Genomic DNA, 21,861 nt, shown 5'->3' with positions numbered 1-21,861 from the left:
GCGCCGCGACGGCGTCCAGCGTACCCGCGAACGGACGGTTACCGTGTCCAACATGATCTTCGGCCGCCGCTCCCCCAAGCTCCCTCGGGAGGTCAGCGCCCATCTGGACCGGCGCGACACCCCGCTCGCCCAGACGGAGCTCACGGACGGCCGCTGGGCGGTGGTCGGCGCGGGCGCCCTGGTGCTGGTCGACGGCGACGGGGTCAGCGGCCGCTACCCCTGGCACACCATGGAGCACGGCCGCTGGGACGGCGAGGCGGGCGAGTTCACGGTCGCCTGGGTCGACGGGACCGTGGCCCCGCTCGTGCTGCGCCCCGCGGGCGACGAGGTCGCTCCGTTCACCTCGACCCTCCGCGAGCGGGTCCAGTCCTCGGTGGTGCACACCGAGAGCCTGGACACGCCCGGCGGGGCCTTCGTCCGCGTGAACATCCGCCGGGACGACAGCGGCGCCCTGCTCTCGCAGATCACCGTCCAGGGGGCCCTGCGCGGCGACGACGCGGAGCGCCAGCTCATCGACGACCTCGAGCGACGCGCCCGATCTGCTGTGGGGCTTCCCACATGAGCGATGAGCGGAGCCCCGGCCCGTGGGTCGGACGGCCTCGGATCTTTGCTAGAGTCTCATCTCGCCGATCCCGCGTAGCTCAATAGGCAGAGCATCCGACTGTTAATCGGACGGTTACTGGTTCGAGTCCAGTCGCGGGAGCAGCAAGGCCCGGAACCAACGGTTCCGGGCCTTTGTCGTTTCCGCTCGCCGGCCGGGAGGCGGCGGTCACTCCTGGCTGAGCGAGCGGCGCCGGTTCTCCAGCTCCATGAGCTGGGCGAAGATCTGCCCGTAGCCCGGGTCGGACGGGTCGGTTCGCTGGAGCGTGCCCTTGACGTCGGCGATCTCGCGGGTCAGGCCCATGCGGATCAGCGCCACGAGCACCCCGCGGGCGTACCCCCCGAGGGCCTCGGGCCGGTCCTCGGGAAGCGGCGCGACCGCCAGCTCGGTGATGACTCCCGCGACCGGGCCGACGGCGTTCTCGCGGACCTGCTCGGCCCACGTCGCGGCGGCCTGCCCGGCGACGTCGCCGCCCGCTCCCAGCGCCGAGAGCCGTTCGACCTCCTGGCCGCTAGGCGGTCGTCCCGCCGGCGGCCCGGACGGCGTCGTGCACCCCCCCGGTAGGCCGGCACGGTGAACGTGTCCGGCGCCAGGCCGTCGAAGCCGGCGGCGAGGGCGTGCTGCGGCAGCTGGAGGACGACCTCGAGCACCTGCCGCTCGAGCTGAGCCACGGGGTCCTCGCGGAACGCGCGCGGGGCGACGGGCCGGCCGTCGAACCCGCCCCCGAACGCGGCCCGGCCCCCTCGGACGGCGCCCGCGTATCGGCTCCCGGCGGGCTCGCCGCCGTATCGGCCGCCCGTGGGGCCGCCGCCGTTCCGGCCCCCGGGCGCGGAGCTGGGTGTAGATCTCCAGGTCCTCGTCGAACTCCGCGCGGCTCAGGCGGCGCACCGGCCCGTGGCCCGCTCGCTCGGCCGCCTCCCGCCGTGCCAGGACCACGAGAGCCACCAGGAACCCGGCCGCGAAGATCCACCACTGGAACGCGTACGAGATGTTCATGGCGTGCTTCGAGGTGGGCCGGTCGTAGCCGCCGACCGCCGCGGCGGGCGCCGGGTCCTCCGCGGCCGCCGTCACGTACCCGTCCAGCACCGGCAGCCCCGATGCCTGGCCGAGGTCGGTCACCCCGTCCGCGGCGGCGAGGACCTGGCCTGGGGCGAGCGTGTACACCTGCCCTGCGGGCGGGACGCGGTCGTGCGGGTCCTCCGCCTGCCGCAGCCGGGCGGTGAGCGTCACCTCTCCTGCCGGAGGCTGCGGCACGTCGACGCCGGAGTCGGCCACCTCGGCAGGGATCCACCCGCGGTCGACGACGACGAGCAGCTCTCCGCCGTCGGTCCGCGCCACGAACGGCGCGACCACGTGCATCGCGGGCGTGCCGTCGACGGGGCGGTTGCGCAGCAGCACGGTGCCGTCCTCGACGTAGTGCCCGCGCAGCCGGACGGGATGCCACTCGTCACCGGGCCGCACCGTCCCGGCGGGGGAGCCGAGCACGTCGTCGAGGAGGAGGGGCCGGGCGTCGTAGGCGGCGCTGACCTGCTCCGCCTCGGCGTGCCGTTGCACGTACCGGCCCCACTGCCAGTGGCCGAGCAGCACGCAGGCGACCGAGGCGGTCACCATGAGCGCGATCAGGCCGACCCAGCGACGGCTGCGCAGGAACGCGTAGCGCCTCCGGGCCGTCTCACCGTCCGCGCTCACCCGTGCGACTCGTCCAGCTCGCCGACCCCGACGACGTCACGCAGGAACGACCGGTCCGCCAGGAACCGGCTGAGGTGGTCGCGGTGCTCCTCGCAGGCCAGCCACACCTTGCGCCGGCCGGTCGTGTGCAGTCGTGGGTTGTTCCACAGCAGGGCGTGGACGGCCTCGGCGCCGCAGCCCCTGGCGCTGCAGCGCAGAACCTCCTCGGTCATCGCAGGTACTCCGTCGTGGGGTCGTAGGGCAGCTGGCGCGGGGGTGGCGGCCCCGGCGGGCCGAGGAGCGTGCTCGGAGGCTGCGGGCGCTCGCGGCCGGCGTTGGCCACCAGCACGGCGACCGCCGGCAGCACCACGGCGCCGGCCACGCACACCCACTTCCAGGGCCCGGGAACCACCAGGAGGAGCAGGAAGCAGGCGGTGCGGATCCCCATCGAGATCAGGTAACGCACCGTCCGGTCGTGCACGTCGTCGGCCAGGGCGCGCGGGGCGGAGGTGATCGCCTGCACCTGCGATCCCCGTGCGCGACGACCGGGCATCCTCATCCCTCAAGGCTACGCCGCGCACGCCCGACGGGGACCTTCGTCCCCCTTCCGGGCGGCCTGCTGTGGCAAGCCCCACTGGGCCGGCGCCGGGACGCCTTTTCGCGCTCGCCCGGGTGTCGGCTACGGTTTCCCCGCAGCGGCAGGCGGATGAAGAGGAGATGTCGTGGCCGAGAACGTCGGACGCAGCGTGCTGGTGACCGGGGCGAACCGGGGCATCGGTCGCGCGATCGCCGAGCGGTTCGTCGCCGCGGGCGACAGAGTCGCCACCATCTACCGCTCCGGCGAGCTGCCGGCGGGGGTCCTCGGCGTCGTCGGCGACGTGCGCGACACCGCCTCCGTCGACGCGGCGTTCACCCGGGCCGAGGAGGAGCACGGACCGGTCGAGGTCGTCGTCGCCAACGCCGGCGTCACCCGGGACCAGCTCCTCATGCGGATGAGCGACGACGACTTCGACACGGTCCTCGACACCAACCTCGCCGGCGCGTTCCGCGTCGCGCGCCGCGCCAGCAAGGGCATGATCCGCGCGCGCGCCGGGCGCATCGTCCTGATCTCCTCGGTCGTCGCACTCTACGGCGGTCCCGGGCAGGTGAACTACTCCGCGTCCAAGGCCGGCCTCGTCGGGATGGCCCGGTCGATCACCCGCGAGCTGGGCGGGCGGGGCATCACGGCCAACGTGGTCGCCCCCGGCTTCATCGACACGGCCATGACGCAGGCCCTGCCCGAGAAGCAGCAGCAGGCGTACCTCGGCGCCATCCCCGCTGGCCGGTTCGGCCACGTCGACGACGTCGCGGCCGCCGTCACCTTTCTCGCCTCGCCCGAGGCCGCCTACATCTCCGGGGCCGTGATCCCGGTCGACGGCGGCCTGGGCATGGGCCACTGACCACCACCGCCGACGTCGCGACGTCAACCACCGGCGCCCGCGGCGCCACCGAAAGGAGACCCATGGGACTGCTCGAGGGCAAGACGATCCTGGTGACCGGGGTGCTGAAGGACAACTCGATCGCCTTCCACGTGGCGCGCCTCGCGCAGGAGCAGGGCGCCAAGGTGGTCCTGACGTCCTTCGGCCGCCAGTTCCGCCTCACCGAGGTCACCGCGCGGCGCCTCCCCGAGCCGGCCCCCGTGGTCCAGCTGGACGTGCAGAGCCAGGAGGACCTCGACAACCTCGCCGACGCGGTGCGCGAGCACGTCGACCACCTCGACGCAGTGGTGCACTCCATCGGCTTCGCCCCGCGGTCCGTCATGGGCGGGAACTTCCTCGACGGGCAGTGGGACGACGTCGCCACCGCCGTGCACGTCTCCGCCTTCTCGCTCAAGGCGCTCGCCGTCGCCGCGCAGCCGCTGATGGTGCCCGGCTCGGCGCTCGTCGGGCTGACGTTCGACGCCAGCTTCGCCTGGCCGGTCTACGACTGGATGGGTGTGGCCAAGGCGGCCTTCGAGTCCACCGCGCGCTACCTCGCCCGCGACCTGGGCCCCTCGGGCGGTCGCGTCAACCTCGTCTCAGCCGGGCCCGTGCGCACCACTGCGGCGACGTCGATCCCCGGCTTCGACCAGGTGGAGGGCGGCTGGGACGAGCGCGCCCCGCTCGGCTGGGACGTCTCCGACGCCGAGCCCACCGCGCGCACCGTCGTCGGGCTCTGCTCCGAGTGGTTCCCGAAGACGACGGGGGAGATCGTCCACGTCGACGGCGGCGTCCACGCCATGGGGGTCTGACCTTGGCGCGGACCCTCGTCCTGCTGCGCCACGCCAAGGCGGAGCCCGAGGGCGATCTCGGCGACGCCCGCCGCCCGCTCGCGACGAAGGGCCGCAAGCAGGCCACCGCGCTCGGGCCGCGGCTCGCGGAGGCGGTGGGGGCGGTCGACGTCGCGCTCGTCTCCTCCGCGCTGCGCACCACCGAGACCTACAGGCTCGTCAGCCAGCAGCTCCGCGTCCGTGAGGACACGATCAGCGACGAGCTCTACGAGGCCGGCCCGCGGCAGGTGCTCGCCATGCTGCAGGCGCTCGACGCGGGCACCTCCACCGTCCTCGTCGTCGGCCACGAGCCCACGATGTCCCACCTGGCGCACCTGCTTCACGACGCGCAGGACGACCTCGCCCGGCAGGTGAGCCTCGGCATCCCGACCGCGGCCGCGTGCGTCCTCGAGGTCCCGACGGCCTGGGCGGACCTGGACCGGTCGACGGCGCACCTGCACCAGCTGCTGCGGCCCGAGGGGTAGCCGCCGTCAGGCGTGGCCGATCTTCCTTCCGTCGGCGCGCCAGACGGCGACGACGGCGGGACGGGGGAGCGAGCCGCCGCCGTCGGGCCAGTGCGAGAGACGGTTCTCGAACGAGGCACCGTCGAGCTCGCCCGGGTGCTGCACGCACACCATGACGCGCTCGTCGGTCACGAGCGGCCCGCAGGTCTCCGCGCCGGCGGGGACGGTGAGGAACTGCTTGACCTGGCCGCGCCGTCGGCCGTCGACGGCGACGCCGTGCAGCGCGTCGTTCGACCCGATGGAGCTGCCCGCCCCGTCGGTGGAGATCCACAGGTTCCCGTACCTGTCGAACGCCAGGTTGTCGGGGCACGAGATCGGCGAGACCTGGCTCTTGTCGAACCCCGCGAAGTAGGTCGACGGGTCGGCCGGATCGCCGCACACGAGCATCAGCCGCCACGCGAACGTCGTCGAGGTGTTGTCGTTGCGCGCGTCGACGAGTTCGAGGATCTGGCCGAACTTGTTGAAGGCGCGGGGGTTGGCCTCGTCGGTCTGGGCGGGCGTGCGGGCGGTGTTGTTCGTCAGCGCCGCGTACATCACGCCGGTCCTCGGGCTGGGCTCCACGTCCTCGGGGCGGTCCATCTTCGTCGCGCCCACGGCGTCGGCCGCCTCGCGGGTGAAGACGAGCGCCTCCTCGCCGCTCATGCCCTCGACGTGCGAGGTGGCCACGCCGTCGGCGCTCGTCACGAGCGGCACCCACCGTCCCGCGCCGTCGAACTCGCCGTCGACCGGGAGCGTTCCGTCACCGGTGATCTCCTCCGGCGAGTCGCCGGTGAGCACGGCGACGTACAGGGTCCCGTTGTCGAGCAGGTTGGCGTTGTGCGCGTCGTCGCCCTGGCGCATCGCGTCGCGGGAGACGAACTTGTACAGGTACTCGAAGCGCTCGTCGTCACCCATGTAGGCCACCGCGCGACGCCCCGGCGCGAGGATGACGTTGGCGCCCTCGTGCTTGAACCGGCCCAGCGCCGTGCGCTTCCGCGGCGTCGACGTGGCGTCGTAGGGGTCGACCTCCACGATCCAGCCGAACCGGTGCACCTCGTTCGGCTCCTTGGCGACGTCGAAGCGGTCGTCGAACCGCTCCCACTTCCGCCCCGTCGCGCCATCCTCGACCCCGTAGCGCCGCAGGCGCCGGTACGTCACCGGGTCCGGGCCGGCGAGCGCGGCGGCGTTCGCGAAGTACTGGTCGATGTTCTCCTCGCCGCTCAGCCACGTGCCCCACGGCGTCAGGCCCCCGGCGCAGTTGTTCAGCGTGCCGAGGACCGTCCGGCCCTTCGGGTCGGCGTTCGTGCGGACCAGGTCCGACCCGGCCACCGGGCCGGACAGGGCGAACGGGGTGGCTGTGACGAAGCGCCGGTTGAGCGGGTGGTCGACGACGACGTCGAGGGCGCCGGAGCGGCTGCCGTAGGCCCGCCCCGTGACGGCAACCACGCTGAGCCCGTGCGCGGCCCAGGAGACCTCCACCTGCTCCCGCGTCGGGTTCTCCGGGTCGTAGCCGGGAAGCATCATCTCCTCGGTGACGTACTCGTGGTTGACGCACATGAGGTGGTCGTCCCCGCCGAGGGGCAGCAGACCGAGGAAGTCGTTGTTGTAGCCGAACTGGCGCTCCTGCGCGGCGGCGGTCTGGTTGTCGGGGTCGAAGGGGGGTGCGTCGGAGAACAGCGGGTCGCCCCAGCGGACGACGACCTGCTGCAGGTAGCCGCCCGGGACGACCACGGTGTCGGCCGTGCTCGGTGCCACGGGTGCGAACCTCAGGCCGGGGGCGCCGCCGGTGCGCCCGCGTCCGCGGGCAGGGCCGCGCCTCCTCGTCGCGTCCCGGGGCGGCGGTGGCGGGGGACTCGTCCGGGCCGATGAGGTCCTCCAGCACCCCCTGCGCCCACGGGTCCCCGGCCTGAAGGAGGACCCCCAGCCGGTCAGCCCACCGCGGAGAGCTCCCGGGCCCGCGCCAGCCGCTCCTCCGCGCGAGCGCGGCCGGCCAGCGCCCGCAGGTGCGCGCACGGCCCGCGCCACCCGTCCTGCGGGCAGCACCACCCGCCACCACCACGAACCCCGCCCTCCGTCATACATCGATCGTATGTTCGACCACTGACATCGGCCCTCAGGCCTCCTCCATCGTGGATATCGGTAGGAAGAGTCCGGGTACGTCGGACTGACGGCGACCGGCGACCGGCGACCGGAGAGCGGCGAGCGGCGAGCGGCGACGGGCGACCGAAGACGGGGGTCAGGGAGGCCCAGCGAGACTCGGCAACTGACCGCTACCTGGCGGAGCGGCCCTTCAGGAGCGCCTCCACCAGTTCCGCCACGGCCTCGTCGGCGTGGTGCCCGATCTCCAGCCGGGCGAGCTCGCGCACGGGCTCACGGGCGTTTCCCATCGCGACCGGAAAGCCCACGCGAGAGAGCCAGACGACGTCGTTCTCGCCGTCGCCGATCCCGGCACAGAACGCGGGTGGCACACCGATCCGCTCGAGGATGGCGCTCAGTGCTGCCCACTTGTCGGCGCCCTCGGCGCTCATCTCGAAGGCGGTGTCCATCGACCGCACCATCCGCGGGAACTCCGCGCGGATCTCCGTGTCCAGGGCGTCGAGAGTGGCCGGCTTACCAAAGATGCATGCCTTGGTCGTCCCTGCGAACGGCAGCTCCCCGGCGGGGACTGCGCGGACGGGTGCGGCCGGATCTGCGCGCACGAGGAGATCGTGGACCACGCTGCCCTCCTCGACGACCATCGTGTCCACGGTGAACAGCGACGGCTCCACGGCCCGGCCGTCGCAGAACGCGACCACCGCCTGAGCCTCGTCGGGATCCATGACGGCGGCGCGCAGAGGGTCGGGATCCCGGGTGTCGACGGCGACCGCGCCGTTGGACGCCACCGCGTACCCGTCGATGCCGGCGTCGGCAAGGATGGCCGTAGCGGACCCGACGATCCGTCCGGTCACGATGATCGGCTCGACCCCGGCGGCACGAAGGTCGGCCAACGCCCGCAGCGTCCGCGGGCTGACCCGGTGGTCACCGCCGGCGAGGGTGCCGTCGACGTCGAAGGCGACGGCGCGCACGTCGAGCAGATCGTCGTGCAGATTCATGGGCTTCCTCGTGCAGGCTGCGGATGACGCCGGGCGGAACCGGGCCTTCACGGTATCTGCCGTCACCACTCGGTCGGAAACCTGTCCTGTCCGCCTGGTCAGACGTCGGGCTCCCCGCGTCCGTCGGCCAGGTTGGTGCCATGGGCGGGGCTGGAGCCATGCGCTGGGGTGCTGCCTCCGCCGGCCGGGCCGGTGACCAGCCCGCCGGCGCCCTCGCCGGCCAGGCTCCGGCGTCGTCCGCCGAAACCGCGTCGCAAGGTGCGGAAGGTCAGCGAGTACCGCGGTTCGCGTACGGCCGGGATGTGGTGCTGCCACCGCGTGCGCACCGGACCGGCGAGCACGTACGCGGACCGCGGCTCGAGCCACTGCTCCCACACCCGGCGCTCGTCCCCCTTGCCGAGCTGGAACCTCATCGGCGACGGCGAGCCCAGCGAGACCCCGACGACGTCACCGAACGCGGGCGCGTCCCGGTGCCATCCGATCGAGGCGCCGGGCGGGTAGAACGTGGCCAGCGCCTCGGCCAGGTCCGCCGTCGGCCGCTCCAGCAGCGCGGCGCACCGCGCGCGCACCGGCTCCAGCCAGTCCGGGATCGGCTCGCCGGGCATCACCGCTCCGGTCTCGAAGTGGTAGCTCGTGCCGTAGTGGCGCACGACGCGCCGCGCGACCTGGCCGAGCATCCGCACCTCGCCGTACTCGAGCGTCACGAGCCGCTCGAGGAGCCAGTCCTCCTGGGCCTCGCTGAGGAAGTCAGGCACGTAGCGAAGCCCGGCCGGCTCCTCGACGATCCCGCGCATCCGCCCCATCGGACCGCCGCCCGGCTACCCGGCCAGGTCCGCGGCGTCGAGGACGTCCCAGAGGTACGCGGGCGGTTCCATCCGCTGGGCGAGCAGAGAGACCTTTCGCACCGTCAGCACTGGCGCCTCCGCGTGACCGCCGGCCACCGCCGACAGCGCCTCCCGCACCGGCTCACCACTGCCCTCCGCCGTCGCGTAGGCGAGCGACACGTGCGGCCACCAGTCGTCGTCGCCGTGGACATCGAGGCCGGCGTCGGCGATACCGGCGCGCACGGCGGTCCGCAGTTCCTGCAGGCCCGAGTCGTCGCGCACCCCGACCACGACGCTGTCCCGGACCACCTCCGGCGCGGTGAGCTCCACCGTGACGGGCGCGAGGTCCCGCAGCCTTTCCCGCACGGACGACGTCACTCGTCCCGCCGCGTCCGGCGGCAGGGTGTCCAGGAAGGCGACGCCCTGGACGGTCAGGTGTAGGCCGCCGTCGGCCACGGGCGCAAGGTGCGCGAACCCCACCAGGGGCTCCCGCCAGGGGGCGAGGGCACGCACGACCTCGGGGTCGTCGACGAGAACGTGCCAGGTGAGGTCCACCCGGCCCGCGCGCCGGTCCGTGCGCGAGAAGTGGTCCTGCATCTGGAGCTCTGCGGTATGTCTGCCCATTCGTCACAGGGTATGGCGGGCCCCGCACCTCCGCGCGTTGCGGGTGCGCCCCGTCCGGTCCACGACAGAATCGAGGGCATGTGGACCGCCTACTGGACGACGTCGCCGCGCACCGGCGAGCTGCGCACCGAGCCCGGCCGCGATCCCGGCGACGGCGAGGCGCTCGTCCGCACGCTCCGTTCCGGCGTCAGCCGCGGCACGGAGATGCTCGTCCACGCGGGCGCCGTCCCGCCCGAGGTGGCCGCCACGATGCGGGCACCGTTCCAGGAGGGCGACCTGCCCGGCCCCGTGAAGTACGGCTACCTCTCGGTCGGCGTGGTCGAGGAGGGGCCGGACGAGCTCGTCGGCCGCCGCGTGTTCTGCCTCTTCCCCCACCAGGACCGCTACGTCGTCCCGGTCACCGCTCTGACCCCCGTTCCCGACGACGTTCCCTCCGACCGCGCCGTCCTCGCCGGCACGGTCGAGACCGCCGTCAACGCGCTGTGGGACGCCGCCCCTCGTCTGGGCGACCGGGTCGCCGTCGTCGGTGCCGGCATGGTCGGCGGTGCCGTGGCCGCGCTGCTGCGCACCTTCCCCCTGGACAGGCTGCAGCTGGTCGACGTGGACCCCGCCCGGGCCGAGCTCGCGCGGGCGCTCGGGGTCGACTGGGTCCACCCCGACGACGCGGCCGGCGAGTGCGACCTGGTCGTCCACTGCTCCACCTCGGAGCAGGGCCTCGCCCGCGGTCTGGAGCTGCTCGGCGACGAGGGGGAGCTGATCGAGATGTCCTGGTACGGGACCCGGACGCCCCGCGTGCCGCTCGGCGGGCCGTTTCACGCGCGCCGGCTGAGCGTCCGTGCGAGTCAGGTCGGCGCGGTCGCCGCCGCCCGTCGCGCCCGCCGGACGACGGCTGACCGGCTCGCCCTCGCCATGCGCCTGCTCGCCGACCCCGCCCTCGACGCGTTCCTGACCAGCCGCTCCGCCTTCGCCGACCTGCCGGCGGCGATGGAGCGCCTGTACGCCGGGACCGGGTCGCCGCTGTGCCACGTCGTCGTCTACCCCGAAGGAGCCTGATGTTCGCCCTCACCGTCCGTGACCGCATGATGATCGCCCACTCCCTGCCCCACCCGGCGTTCGGGCCCGCGCAGGCGCTGCACGGCGCGACGTACGTCGTCGAGCTGACGATCCGGCGCGCCGAGCTGGGGGAGGAGGGCATCGTCATCGACATCGGCGAGGCGACGGCGCTCCTGAAGGACGCCCTCGCCGACCTCGACTACACCAACCTCGACGAGCATCCCGAGCTCGCCGGCACCATGACCACCACCGAGGCGCTGGCGAAGCTCGTCGCCGACCGTGTGGCGGGTCGGCTGCCCTCCGGGGCGTACGCCGGGCTCGACGTCACCCTCCGTGAGCACCCCGACGCCTGGGCCACCTACACCCCGCGACCTCTGACGGCCGTGGTGGGAACGGGCGGGACGACGGCGCGCGCGGCGTCCGGCGCCGGCGCGCCGGGACCTGCCGGTTCGCGGTCCGACGCCGGCACGCTCGGCTTCGTGACCTGGGACCGCACCGGGCCCAGCGGTGGCAACACCTACAACGGCGAGCTCGTGGGAGCGCTGCGCGCCGCCGGGACCGACGTCGTCGTCCACGCCCTGCCCGGGACCTGGCCGGACCCGGCCGGAACCGACCTCGCACACCTGGCCGAGGCGTTCGCCGAGCACCCGGTGAGCGTCGTCGACGGCATCGTCGCGAGCGGCGCCCCCGGCCCGGTGGCCGACGCGGTGGCGGCGGGGCGGCGCGTCGTCGTTCTCGTTCACATGGCCGCAGCCGACGAGGTCGGGCTCCCGGCTGCCGACGTCGTCCGCCGCGAGGAGGCCGAGGGGCGGGCGCTGCGGGCGGCGACGACCGTCGTCGCGACGAGCGGCGCCGCGGCGCGGGACCTGGCGACCCGCCACGGCCTCCCGGACGTGCACGTGGCCCGACCGGGTGCCCGCCGTGCCGCACCGGCCACGGGGTCGGCGCCGCCCCGCATCCTCTCCGTCGCGAATCTCACGCCGACCAAGGACCCGCTGACCCTCGTGCGCGCCCTGGGGGAGCTGCGGGATCTGCGGTGGAGCGCGGTCCTCGTCGGTTCGCCCGACGTCGACCCCGCCTACGCGTCGGCCGTCCGGCACGAGGCCGAGGGCCTGGCCGACCGGGTCCGCCTCTCGGGGGCGCTGGCCGGCGGCGCGCTGGAGGACGAGTGGGCGGCGGCCGACCTCCTCGTCCTCAGCTCCCGCACGGAGACCTTCGGGATGGTGGTCCTCGAGGCCCTGGCCCACGGCGTGCCCGCCGTCGTCGGAGCGGGTACGGGTGCCGTCGAGGCCCTGACCCGGGGCGCTCCCGGTGCCGGCCCGTGGCCGCCCGGGCCTACGCTGACGGGCCCGGAGTTCCCCGGGGCGGCCGTGCCCACCGGGGGATCCCGCCGCGCTGACCGTCGTGCTGCGCCGATGGCTCACCGACGACGCGTCCGCACCACCTGGCGTCGCGCCGCGCTGGACCGGCGCGCCGGCTGCCGGGCTGGGACGTGACAGCGGCGATCGTCGGACAGCTGCTCGCCGGCTAGGCCCCGGGCGCCGGACGCTCAGGCGCGCACGGCCGCCAGGTCGAGCTCCGTGCAGATGTCCTTGCCCAGCGCGAATCGTCGGACAGGCGCGGAGAGCGCGTCCGCGAGGCGGTCGGAGCCGTCGAAGCGGATTCCGGGTATGCCGTCGCCGATCAGCAGCGGCGCCACGGTGAGGAACAGGCGGTCCAGGAGCCGGGCGACGAGGAAGGAGGAGACGACGCGCCCCCCGCCCTCTACGAGCACGCGTCCGAGCCCGCGCTGGCGCAGCGCGGCGAGCACCACGGCCGGGTCGAAGCCGGCCGGTCCCACCGGCAGGCGCAGCACGCTCACGTGCGCGGCCATCTCCGGGACGGCCGCGTCCGGGCCCACGACCCACAGGGTGGGCGCGTCGCTGACCGTCAGGACGTGCGAGTGCCGCGGGGCGCGGGCCCGCGGGTCGAGCACCACCCGTACCGGCGAGCTGCCCGGCACCGCGCGGACGGTGAGCCGCGAGTTGTCGGCGACGATGCTCGACACCCCGATCACCACGGCATCGACCAGCGCGCGCAACCGGTGCAGGTGCTCCCGGTCCTGCTCGCCGCTGACGTACTCCGCGTCCCCGGACCGTGCCGCGATGAAGCCGTCCAGGCTCTGCGCCAGCTGGCCGATCGCCAGCTCCTTCCCGGCCGCGACCAGCGGTCCGTAGCGATCGAGCAGCACGGAGTCGGCGCCAGCCACGCCGTGCGCCGGCACCCGCCCGGCGACGAGCTCCGACCACGCGTCCGGTACGGCGCCGACCGAGTCGTGGCGCATGCGGCGCCGCTTCGTCTCCAGGTAGAAGGAGTTCTCCGGCCGGTCCGCGACCGGCAGCATCTGCCGCGCCACCACCTCGATGCCCAGCTTGCCCAGGTGCTCCGCCTTCTCCGGGTTCGACGACATGAGCCGGACGCGGGTGGCGCCGAGGTCGTGGAGGATGTCGGCGACCTCGTCGTAGGTGCGCGCGTCGGCGGGGTAGCCCAGCTCGAGGTTGGCGTCCACCGTGTCCAGGCCGGCGTCCTGGAGGGCGTAGGCCTGCAGCTTCGCGAGCAGCCCGATGCCCCGCCCCTCGTGCCCGCGCACGTACACGACGGCGCCGCGCCCCTCGTTCGCGATGGTGGCCAGCGCCGCGTCGAGCTGCTCGCCGCAGTCGCAGCGGCGGGAGCCGAAGGCGTCACCCGTCAGGCACTCGGAGTGCACGCGCACGAGCGGTGCGAGGTCGTCGACCCCCTCGCCGGCGATGTCGCCCATCACCAGGGCCACGTGCCCGAGCCCGCCGGCACCGTCGTACCCGTGCATGGAGAAGGTCCCGTGCTCCGTCGGCAGCGTCGTCGACACCGTCCGGCGCACGGCCAGTCGTGGGAGGTCGGTCATCGCCAAAGACTGGCACAGAACCGGCACCACGGGTGCGCGCATCGCTCGGACGACGTCGGCTCGCCTCGGGTCTCGTGGCCGCTCACGAGGCGACGGCGTCGACGTTCCGGGTCCGCCCGGGGGACAGCGGACGACGACGGAACAGTGCCGCGAGGGTCGCGCCCGAGACGTTGTGCCAGATGGAGAACACCGCGCCCGGGAGCGCGGCGAGCGGGCTGAAGTAGGTGGCTGCCAGACCGGCCGCGAGGCCCGAGTTCTGCATCCCGACCTCGATGGCGACCGTCCGGCGCACGCGCTCGGGCTGCCGCGTCACGGCGGCGAGGCCGTAGCCGAGCGCGAGCCCGAGGCCGTTGTGCAGCACCACCGCGGCCAGGACCAGCAGACCGGCCTCGACGATCTTGTCCGCGCTGCCGGAGACGACGGCGGCGACCACCACCGTGATGGCGACGACCGAGACCCAGGGCAGGACGGGCAGCGCGCGCGTGACCAGACCCGGCAGGAGCGTGCGCACCACCAGCCCCAGCGCGACCGGGACCAGCACGATCTGCAGGATGGACAGCGCCATGCCCACGCCGTCGACGGGCATGTACCGGCCGGCGAGCCAGAGGGTGAGCACCGGCGTGAGGAGTGGGGCGAGCAGGGTGGAGACCGAGGTCATCGTGACCGACAGGGCGGTGTCGCCCTTGGCGAGGTACGCCACGACGTTCGACGCCGTGCCCCCGGGTGCGCAGCCGACGAGGATGACACCCGCCGCGAGCTCGGCCGGCAGCTGGAGCACCCAGCACACGCCCACGCCGAGCAGGGGCATGACCGAGTACTGCGCGCCCACGCCGAGCAGGACCGGCAGAGGGCGGGTCACCACGAGCCGGAAGTCCGGCAGCGTCAGCGTCAGCCCCATCCCGAACATGATGACTCCGAGCAGCGGGTTGATCGCCGGGGCCATCGGCGTGAAGGCGCCGGGTGCGAGGAACGCGAGCGTCGCGCCGGCGACGATCAGCATCGGGAAGAGGGTCACGGCGACGCGGGCGCCGCGGTCCTCCGTGGCGGGCCCGGAGGACGTGCGGGGCGGCTGCGTCGTCATGGGCGCCGATGATGCCCCGCGCCCGCCGGCGACGCACGGTGGCTCAGGATGCGGGCGGCGGACAGGGCGCCGGCGAGGTGCTGCGAACCTCCGCCGCCGCGGGGCGGTCAGTCCCGCGCGTACCGGTCCACGAAGTTGGCGAGGAGCCGCTGCGGGACGGTGATCTCCACGCCGCGCACCCTCGCCTCCACCTCCGCCTGCTCGGCGGGGTCGAAGTATCCGGCGTCGCGGTAGATGCGGATGCGCTCGAGGATGCCCGGGGCGTCGAGCTCGGGGTGGAACTGCGTGCCGTAGAGGTTCTTCCTCACGCGGAACATCTGCACGGGGCAGGACTCGCCACGGGCGAGGAGCACCGCGCCGGCGGGGAGCCGGCTGGCAGCCTCCTTGTGCCCGACGAACGCGTGGAACGTGCCGGGGAGGCCGTCGAGCAGCGGGTCGGCCGCCCCTTCCTCGGTGAGCTCGATGGTGGCGGCGTGGATCGGCTCGGCGTACGTGCCGTCCACCACCGCCCCGAGGTGGCGGGCCAGCGTGCCGACGCCGTAGCACGCCCCCAGGAACGGGAAGTCGGCGGGGATGAGCACCTCGAGCAGGCGGCTGAGCTCGTGCTCGACCCGGAGCTGGGTGTCGGACTTGTGCGCGTCCGGGACGGAGCTGGTGAACGGACTGCCACCGAGCATGATCCCCGACCAGTCGTCGAGATCGAGCGGCGGCAGCGGGGTCGACTCGAGGCGGATCCGGACGAGCTGGTCCTCGGTCAGGCCGCCGTAGCGCAGGAACGCCTCGTACTCGCTGTCGGCGGCGGCGTCCTCGGGGCGGGTAGCCACGAGCAGGAAGGGCTTCACGTCGCGATCCTAAGGTTCTGGACGCCCGCGGCCGCTCGGCAGCACCCCGGCGCGCGTCCCACGCCGCCTTCTGCGACCGTGAAGGTGCGAGGTGTCGAGCGAAGGAGCAGCGGTGGACGTTCTCTGGGGCCTGGGCGGCATGGTGGTAATCCTGGCCATCGCGGTCCTCTTCTCGGCCGACCGGCGGCGGATCAGCGTGCGCACGGTCGGGCTCGCGCTCGCGATCCAGGTGATCTTCGGCGTGCTGGTGCTCTACGTCCCCGCGGGCAAGGCGGTGCTCGGCGCGATGACGGAGGCCGTTCAGGCGGTCATCAACTCCTCGCGTGCCGGCATCGACTTCCTCTTCGGCCCGATCCTGCCCGAGGAGGGTTCCGTCTTCGCGTTCCAGGTGCTGCCGGTCATCGTCTTCTTCGCGGCGCTCACGGCGGTGCTGTACCACCTCGGGATCCTGCAGTGGGTGGTGAAGATCATCGGCGGCGGACTGGCGAAGCTGCTCGGCACCACCCGGCCGGAGTCGATGAACGCCGCCGCGAACATCTTCGTCGGGCAGACCGAGGCGCCCCTCGTGATCAGGCCGTACATCTCCGGGATGACCCGCTCCGAGCTCTTCGCCGTCATGGCCGGCGGTCTCACCACCGTCGCGGGGTCCGTGCTGGTGGGCTACTCCCTGCTCGGCGCCAACCTCGACTACCTGATCGCCGCCAGCTTCATGGCGGCGCCGGCCGCGCTGATGATGGCCAAGATTCTGGTGCCCGCGGGAGCGCTCGAGGACGCCGGGCCGACGACGGAGCCGGCGAGGTCCGTCGAGCGCGGCGCCGCGGACGCCGAGGACCGTGGCGGGCCGTCCGTCGTCCCCGCGTGCCGAGCGCGCACGGTGGGGTCGGCGCGCCGTGGGGAAGCAGAGACGGCCAGCGCGGGCCGGGAAGGAGTGGTCGGCGCAGCCGCCGCCGTCCGCCGTGGGCGGGGGAGCCGGCTGCCGCCGCGAGAGTGCCGTGTCGGTTCGTCAGCGGCCGTTCTCGAAGCAGACCCGACCCGGTCGTGCGCCGGGCGGGGCTCGAGGGACGGCCGACGAGGTTGCGGTTCTGGCTCGTGGACGGCGGTTTTCGGACCAGATACTCAACCTCGTCCGACGCCCTGGCCGGCTCCCTTCCGGATGGGTCCGGATGCGGGGGGGTCCGCCCCGACCGCGGACGGCGGGCCCGTCGTGTCAGCTGTCCTGGACGGCCTGCGCGGGTCGGCCGCCCGGTCTCCGACAGAACAGCCGCCCGCTCGGTGTCCGAGCGCTGCCTGTGTCCCAGCCCTACCGGTTCCCGAGCGGGCGACTGCCGGGCGCCTGTGTGGCCAACGACACGGCCTCCGGGGCGGCGCAGGGTGGCCCGGCCGTTGTCGGGGACGTGGGAGGCCCTGTAAGGTGGCAGCTGCCAAAGACCGCCGGTCGCCCGTCTCGCAGACGGGGCCAAGTCCGCTGACGCGGAGCCTGCGCAGGTGAGAGACGAGCTTGAGCCATTCGTGGCGCCCGAGCCCCGTGCCTTCCTGCGCACGGGGCTTTTCTGCGTTTCGGGCCGCCGACCGGCGTCACTACCGGAAGGAGGGCCATGGCGAGGCCTGACAAGGCGGCAGCGGTTGCCGAGATCACGGAGCAGTTCCGTGGGTCGAGCGCCGTCATGCTGACCGAGTACCGCGGACTCAGCGTCGCCCAGCTCAAGCAGCTGCGCCGCTCGCTCGCCGGTACTGCTAGCTACGCCGTGGTGAAGAACACGCTGACGGCCATCGCGGCGAAGGAGGCCGGCCTCGACAACCTCGAGGACGAGCTCTCCGGCCCCACCGCGATCGCGTTCGTGACCGGGGAGCCGGTCGACGCGGCCAAGGCCCTGCGTGACTTCGCCAAGGCGAACCCTCAGCTCGTGATCAAGGCGGGCGTCCTGGAGGGCAGCAAGCTCTCCGCCGAGGACGTCACCAAGCTCGCCGAGCTCGAGTCCCGCGACGTGCTGCTGGGCAAGGCGGCCGGAGCTATGAAGGCTGCGCTGTTCCAGGCTGCCTACCTCTTCACCGCGCCGGCCACCCAGGCTGCGCGCACCATCGAGGCCCTGCGCGAGAAGCAGGCCGCCGAGGCCTGATCCCGTCCGGGACCCGGCCGCGGCACGCACCACCCCCCACCCTCTGCTCGCGTAGCAGGACTACCAGGAAGGAACGCCAACCATGGCGAAGCTCAGCACCGACGAGCTCATCGAGGCTTTCAAGGAGCTCACCCTCATCGAGCTCTCCGAGTTCGTGAAGCAGTTCGAGGAGACCTTCGAGGTCACCGCTGCCGCCCCCGTCGCCGTTGCCGCCGCCGGTGCGCCGGCCGGTGGTGGCGCCGCCGAGGAGGCCGCCGAGGAGAAGGACGAGTTCGACGTCGTCCTCGAGTCGGTCGGCGACAAGAAGATCCAGGTCATCAAGGAGGTGCGCGCCCTGACCTCCCTCGGCCTGAAGGAGGCCAAGGACCTCGTCGACGGCGCGCCCAAGCCGGTCCTGGAGGGCGTCAACAAGGAGACGGCCGACAAGGCCAAGGAGCAGCTCGAGGGCGCTGGCGCCACCGTCACCCTCAAGTGATCTGACACCGGCCCCGTCCGGCGCGTCCATCGCGCGGGGAGGCGGGGCCGGGAGCCTCTTCGGCTCGACGACGAGGCCCGCACCTGTGGTGCGGGCCTCGTCCGTGCCTGCTGGACCTGGCACTATCCAGCCGGTATGCTGACGCTTTGCGCTGACCTCTGCCTGCCCATCAGGCTCCACCCGTCCCAGGTGATCAGTGCAGTGTGCATTCCAATCGCAGGGAAGGACCCCCTTTGGCTGCCTCGCGCACCTCTTCCGCACCTACTGCTGACGCTATCGCGAACCGTACGGCATCACGCCGCGTCTCGTTCGCCAAGATTCACGAGCCGCTCCAGGCGCCCGACCTGCTCGGGCTGCAGACCGAGAGCTTCGACTGGCTGCTCGGCTCCGACGCCTGGCGTGCACGCGTCGAGGCCGCCGCCGCGAGCGGCGACACCACCGTGAACAACACGTCCGGTCTGGAGGAGATCTTCGCCGAGATCTCCCCGATCGAGGACTTCGGTCAGTCCATGTCGCTCTCCTTCCGCGACCACCGCTTCGAGCCGCCGAAGTACACGGCCGAGGAGTGCAAGGAGAAGGACTTCACCTACGCCGCCCCGCTGTTCGTCACGGCGGAGTTCGTCAACTACACCACCGGCGAGATCAAGTCGCAGACGGTGTTCATGGGCGACTTCCCGCTGATGACCGAGCGCGGCACCTTCATCATCAACGGCACCGAGCGTGTCGTCGTGTCCCAGCTGGTCCGCTCCCCGGGGGTCTACTTCGAGCGGACCCCGGACAAGACGTCCGACAAGGACATCTTCACCACCAAGGTGATCCCCAGCCGCGGCGCCTGGCTGGAGTTCGAGATCGACAAGCGCGACGCCGTCGGCGTGCGCATCGACCGCAAGCGCAAGCAGTCCGTCACGGTCTTCCTGCGCGCCCTCGGCATGACCGAGTCCGAGATCCGCGAGGAGTTCGCCGACTACCCGGTGCTGCTCGAGACCCTCGAGAAGGACAACGTCTCCACCCAGGACGAGGCGCTCCTCGACATCTACCGCAAGGTCCGCCCCGGCGAGCCGCCGACGGTCGAGGCCGGCCGCACCCTGCTCGAGAACTACTACTTCAACCCCAAGCGCTACGACCTCGCCAAGGTCGGACGCTACAAGGTGAACAAGAAGCTCGGCCTGACCACGGAGCTCGGCGAGTCGGTCCTGCGCCTGGACGACATCGCCGCCACGATCAAGTACCTCCTCGCCCTGCACAAGGGCGACGTGACGATCCCCGGCACCCGCAACGGCGAGCCGGTCGACGTGCGCGCGGAGACCGACGACATCGACCACTTCGGCAACCGTCGCATCCGCGCGGTCGGCGAGCTGATCCAGAACCAGGTCCGCACCGGTCTGTCCCGCATGGAGCGTGTCGTGCGCGAGCGCATGACCACCCAGGACGTCGAGGCGATCACCCCGCAGACCCTGATCAACATCCGCCCCGTGGTGGCGTCGATCAAGGAGTTCTTCGGCACCTCCCAGCTCTCGCAGTTCATGGACCAGAACAACCCGCTCGCGGGCCTGACGCACAAGCGGCGTCTGTCGGCCCTCGGCCCGGGCGGTCTGTCCCGCGACCGCGCCGGCATGGAGGTCCGTGACGTCCACCCGTCGCACTACGGCCGCATGTGCCCGATCGAGACCCCCGAGGGCCCGAACATCGGTCTGATCGGCTCGCTGGCGACGTTCGCGCGCATCAACCCGTTCGGCTTCGTCGAGACTCCGTACCGCGTGGTCAGGGACGGCGTGGTCACGGACGACGTCGTCTACCTCACGGCCGACGACGAGGACCGCCACGTCATCGCGCAGGCGTCCGCCCCGCTCGACGACGACGGCAAGTTCCTCGAGGAGTCGGCCCTGTGCCGCCTCTCCGGCGGTGAGCCGGCTCTGGTGAACGTCAACGAGATCGACTACATGGACGTCTCCGCGCGGCAGATGGTGTCCGTGGCGACGGCGATGATCCCGTTCCTCGAGCACGACGACGCCAACCGCGCCCTGATGGGTGCGAACATGCAGCGTCAGGCGGTGCCGCTGCTGCGCAGCGAGTCCCCGCTGGTCGGCACCGGCATGGAGCGCCGCGCCGCCGTCGACGCCGGTGACGTCATCGTCGCCGCCAAGCCGGGCGTGGTCACCGAGGTCTCGGCCGACGCGATCCACGTCGCGGCCGACGACGGCACGAACCAGATCTACCGTGTCGCCAAGTTCCGCCGCTCCAACCAGGGCAACTCCTACAACCAGCGCGTGCTGGTCGACGAGGGCGCCCGGGTCGAGGTCGGCTCCGTCCTCGCGGACGGCCCGGCCACGCAGGAGGGTGAGCTCGCGCTCGGCAAGAACCTCCTCGTCGCGTTCATGTCGTGGGAGGGCTACAACTACGAGGACGCCATCATCCTGTCCCAGCGCCTCGTCGCCGACGACGTGCTCACCTCGATCCACATCGAGGAGCACGAGGTCGACGCGCGCGAGACCAAGCTGGGCGCCGAGGAGATCACCCGGGACATCCCGAACGTCTCCGAGGAGGTCCTGGCCGACCTCGACGAGCGCGGCATCGTCCGCATCGGCGCCGAGGTCAACTCCGGCGACATCCTCGTCGGCAAGGTCACCCCGAAGGGGGAGACCGAGCTGACCAGCGAGGAGCGCCTGCTCCGCGCGATCTTCGGCGAGAAGGCCCGCGAGGTCCGCGACACCTCCCTGAAGGTGCCGCACGGCGAGTCCGGAATCGTCATCGGCGTCCGCGAGTTCAGCGAGGAGGACGGCGACGAGCTGCCCCCGGGCGTGAACCAGATGGTCCGCGTCTACATCGCGCAGCGCCGCAAGATCACCGACGGCGACAAGCTCGCCGGCCGCCACGGCAACAAGGGCGTCATCTCCAAGATCCTCCCGGTCGAGGACATGCCGTTCCTGCCGGACGGAACCCCGGTCGACGTCATCCTCAACCCGCTCGGCGTGCCCGGGCGCATGAACGTCGGCCAGGTGCTCGAGCTGCACCTGGGCTGGATCGCGGCGCAGGGCTGGGACGTCACCGAGGCCGCCAAGGCGGCCGAGGAGTGGGCGCGCACCCTGCCCGAGGAGGCCCTCAGGGGCGAGCCCGGCACCCCGGTGGCCACGCCCGTCTTCGACGGCATCCACCAGGAGGAGATCCAGGGCCTGCTGCAGCACACGACGCTGAACCGCGACGGGGACCGCGTGGTGAACGCCGACGGCAAGGCGCAGCTCTTCGACGGCCGCTCCGGCGAGCCGTTCCCGGAGCCGATCTCCGTCGGTTACATGTACATCCTCAAGCTGCACCACCTGGTGGACGACAAGATCCACGCCCGTTCCACCGGTCCGTACTCGATGATCACCCAGCAGCCGCTGGGCGGTAAGGCGCAGTTCGGTGGTCAGCGCTTCGGCGAGATGGAGGTCTGGGCCCTCGAGGCCTACGGCGCCGCCTACGCCCTGCAGGAGCTGCTCACCATCAAGTCCGACGACGTCACCGGCCGCGTGAAGGTGTACGAGGCCATCGTCAAGGGCGAGAACATCCCCGAGCCGGGCATCCCGGAGTCCTTCAAGGTGCTCATCCAGGAGATGCGCTCGCTCTGCCTGAACGTCGAGGCGCTCGACGCCGAGGGCAACGCGATCGAGCTGCGGGACGCCGACGACGAGGTGTACCGGGCCGCGGAAGAGCTCGGCATCGACCTCTCGCGCCGTCCCGACGCCAGCAGCGTCGACGAACTGTAGGACCCGAGGGGGCGTGCCGTGGTCGCGTGGC

General features: G+C 72.7%; 21 protein-coding genes and 1 tRNA gene. 11 read left to right on the top strand and 11 right to left on the bottom strand.

Annotation, left to right across the window (positions count from 1 at the left end; translation table 11 throughout):
* The first annotated feature begins 43 nt into the window (after nt 1–43).
* Together DA06_RS06085 and DA06_RS06080 are read left to right on the top strand one after the other, a co-directional pair.
* A complete protein-coding gene (locus tag DA06_RS06085; protein WP_052436424.1) occupies nt 44–562 on the top strand; it encodes a hypothetical protein in 519 nt (172 codons plus the stop codon).
* A 68-nt stretch (nt 563–630) separates the two neighbouring features.
* Nucleotides 631–703 (top strand) — tRNA-Asn (locus DA06_RS06080).
* Nucleotides 704–769: 66 nt separating this feature from the next.
* Here the strand turns inward: DA06_RS06080 and DA06_RS06075 are convergent.
* From DA06_RS06075 to DA06_RS06065, 3 genes are read right to left on the bottom strand one after another with little or no spacing between them, the layout of a single operon-like run.
* Complete coding sequence (locus tag DA06_RS06075) at nt 770–2,290, bottom strand: SURF1 family cytochrome oxidase biogenesis protein (RefSeq protein WP_418607148.1); 1,521 nt, start codon at nt 2,288–2,290, stop codon at nt 770–772.
* Nucleotides 2,287–2,502, bottom strand: a complete 216-nt coding sequence (locus DA06_RS06070) for a hypothetical protein (protein WP_043498251.1) — start codon at nt 2,500–2,502, stop codon at nt 2,287–2,289. The genes DA06_RS06075 and DA06_RS06070 overlap by 4 nt, the downstream gene beginning before the upstream one ends.
* The gene (locus DA06_RS06065) at nt 2,499–2,828 is read right to left on the bottom strand and encodes a DUF3099 domain-containing protein (protein WP_418607146.1); all 330 of its coding nucleotides are present in this window, start codon (nt 2,826–2,828) and stop codon (nt 2,499–2,501) included. Before DA06_RS06065 ends, DA06_RS06070 begins: the two co-directional genes overlap by 4 nt.
* A 163-nt stretch (nt 2,829–2,991) precedes the next feature.
* Here DA06_RS06065 and fabG point away from each other — a divergent pair, with 163 nt between their 5' ends.
* The 3 genes from fabG (at nt 2,992) to DA06_RS06050 (ending at nt 5,041) form a co-directional block, all read left to right on the top strand.
* Nucleotides 2,992–3,708: a 3-oxoacyl-ACP reductase FabG gene (gene fabG / locus DA06_RS06060; protein WP_043498249.1), complete on the top strand. Its 717-nt coding sequence runs from the start codon at nt 2,992–2,994 to the stop codon at nt 3,706–3,708.
* Nucleotides 3,709–3,770: 62 nt separating this feature from the next.
* The gene (fabI, locus tag DA06_RS06055; protein WP_043498246.1) at nt 3,771–4,538 is read left to right on the top strand and encodes an enoyl-ACP reductase FabI; all 768 of its coding nucleotides are present in this window, start codon (nt 3,771–3,773) and stop codon (nt 4,536–4,538) included.
* A gap of 2 nt (nt 4,539–4,540) precedes the next feature.
* Nucleotides 4,541–5,041 carry a histidine phosphatase family protein gene (locus DA06_RS06050; protein ID WP_052436422.1) on the top strand — a complete coding sequence of 167 codons (501 nt, stop codon included), beginning with the start codon at nt 4,541–4,543 and terminating at the stop codon, nt 5,039–5,041.
* A gap of 6 nt (nt 5,042–5,047) precedes the next feature.
* Here DA06_RS06050 and DA06_RS06045 read toward each other — a convergent pair whose 3' ends face one another.
* From DA06_RS06045 to DA06_RS06025, 5 genes are all read right to left on the bottom strand, one after another.
* On the bottom strand, nt 5,048–6,814 hold the full coding sequence (locus DA06_RS06045; RefSeq protein ID WP_418607144.1) for a PhoX family protein: 1,767 nt from the start codon (nt 6,812–6,814) through the stop codon (nt 5,048–5,050).
* Between the two features lie 173 nt (nt 6,815–6,987).
* Nucleotides 6,988–7,137: a hypothetical protein gene (locus DA06_RS06040; RefSeq protein ID WP_418607142.1), complete on the bottom strand. Its 150-nt coding sequence runs from the start codon at nt 7,135–7,137 to the stop codon at nt 6,988–6,990.
* A 192-nt stretch (nt 7,138–7,329) separates the two neighbouring features.
* Complete coding sequence (locus DA06_RS06035) at nt 7,330–8,151, bottom strand: HAD family hydrolase (protein ID WP_043498233.1); 822 nt, start codon at nt 8,149–8,151, stop codon at nt 7,330–7,332.
* 98 nt (nt 8,152–8,249) lie between these two features.
* Complete coding sequence (locus DA06_RS06030; RefSeq protein WP_418607141.1) at nt 8,250–8,945, bottom strand: alpha-ketoglutarate-dependent dioxygenase AlkB; 696 nt, start codon at nt 8,943–8,945, stop codon at nt 8,250–8,252.
* A gap of 24 nt (nt 8,946–8,969) precedes the next feature.
* On the bottom strand, nt 8,970–9,599 hold the full coding sequence (locus DA06_RS06025; RefSeq protein WP_418607139.1) for a 2'-5' RNA ligase family protein: 630 nt from the start codon (nt 9,597–9,599) through the stop codon (nt 8,970–8,972).
* 78 nt (nt 9,600–9,677) lie between these two features.
* Here DA06_RS06025 and DA06_RS06020 point away from each other — a divergent pair, with 78 nt between their 5' ends.
* Together DA06_RS06020 and DA06_RS06015 are read left to right on the top strand one after the other, a co-directional pair.
* Nucleotides 9,678–10,652, top strand: coding sequence for a zinc-dependent alcohol dehydrogenase (locus DA06_RS06020; RefSeq protein ID WP_043498230.1), 975 nt, complete (start codon nt 9,678–9,680; stop codon nt 10,650–10,652).
* Nucleotides 10,652–12,148, top strand: coding sequence for a 6-carboxytetrahydropterin synthase (locus DA06_RS06015; protein ID WP_052436421.1), 1,497 nt, complete (start codon nt 10,652–10,654; stop codon nt 12,146–12,148). Before DA06_RS06020 ends, DA06_RS06015 begins: the two co-directional genes overlap by 1 nt.
* A 53-nt stretch (nt 12,149–12,201) precedes the next feature.
* Here the strand turns inward: DA06_RS06015 and ribA are convergent, their stop codons facing one another.
* The 3 genes from ribA to DA06_RS06000 all read right to left on the bottom strand — a co-directional run bounded on the left by ribA (nt 12,202) and on the right by DA06_RS06000 (nt 15,495).
* Nucleotides 12,202–13,572: a GTP cyclohydrolase II gene (gene ribA / locus DA06_RS06010; protein ID WP_043498239.1), complete on the bottom strand. Its 1,371-nt coding sequence runs from the start codon at nt 13,570–13,572 to the stop codon at nt 12,202–12,204.
* Nucleotides 13,573–13,654: 82 nt separating this feature from the next.
* Nucleotides 13,655–14,653: a bile acid:sodium symporter family protein gene (locus DA06_RS06005; protein ID WP_043498228.1), complete on the bottom strand. Its 999-nt coding sequence runs from the start codon at nt 14,651–14,653 to the stop codon at nt 13,655–13,657.
* A 107-nt stretch (nt 14,654–14,760) separates the two neighbouring features.
* A complete protein-coding gene (locus DA06_RS06000; RefSeq protein ID WP_043498226.1) occupies nt 14,761–15,495 on the bottom strand; it encodes a glutamine amidotransferase in 735 nt (244 codons plus the stop codon).
* Between the two features lie 112 nt (nt 15,496–15,607).
* Between DA06_RS06000 and DA06_RS05995 the strand changes: the two genes are divergently transcribed.
* The 4 genes from DA06_RS05995 (at nt 15,608) to rpoB (ending at nt 21,830) form a co-directional block, all read left to right on the top strand.
* Nucleotides 15,608–16,984, top strand: a complete 1,377-nt coding sequence (locus DA06_RS05995) for a Na+ dependent nucleoside transporter N-terminal domain-containing protein (RefSeq protein WP_418607136.1) — start codon at nt 15,608–15,610, stop codon at nt 16,982–16,984.
* Between the two features lie 106 nt (nt 16,985–17,090).
* A complete protein-coding gene (gene rplJ, locus DA06_RS05990) occupies nt 17,091–17,612 on the top strand; it encodes a 50S ribosomal protein L10 (RefSeq protein WP_043498219.1) in 522 nt (173 codons plus the stop codon).
* 82 nt (nt 17,613–17,694) lie between these two features.
* On the top strand, nt 17,695–18,087 hold the full coding sequence (rplL, locus tag DA06_RS05985; RefSeq protein WP_043498217.1) for a 50S ribosomal protein L7/L12: 393 nt from the start codon (nt 17,695–17,697) through the stop codon (nt 18,085–18,087).
* A 233-nt stretch (nt 18,088–18,320) separates the two neighbouring features.
* Entirely contained in the window at nt 18,321–21,830 is a 3,510-nt protein-coding gene (gene rpoB, locus DA06_RS05980) for a DNA-directed RNA polymerase subunit beta (RefSeq protein WP_043498215.1), read from the top strand.
* The last annotated feature ends 31 nt before the right edge of the window (nt 21,831–21,861 follow it).

The organism is Georgenia sp. SUBG003 (genome assembly GCF_000715355.2).
Classification (GTDB): Bacteria; Actinomycetota; Actinomycetes; order Actinomycetales; family Actinomycetaceae; genus Georgenia.
Note: the sequence above shows the minus strand (reverse complement) of the source record. Positions and strands in the feature narration are given on the sequence as shown.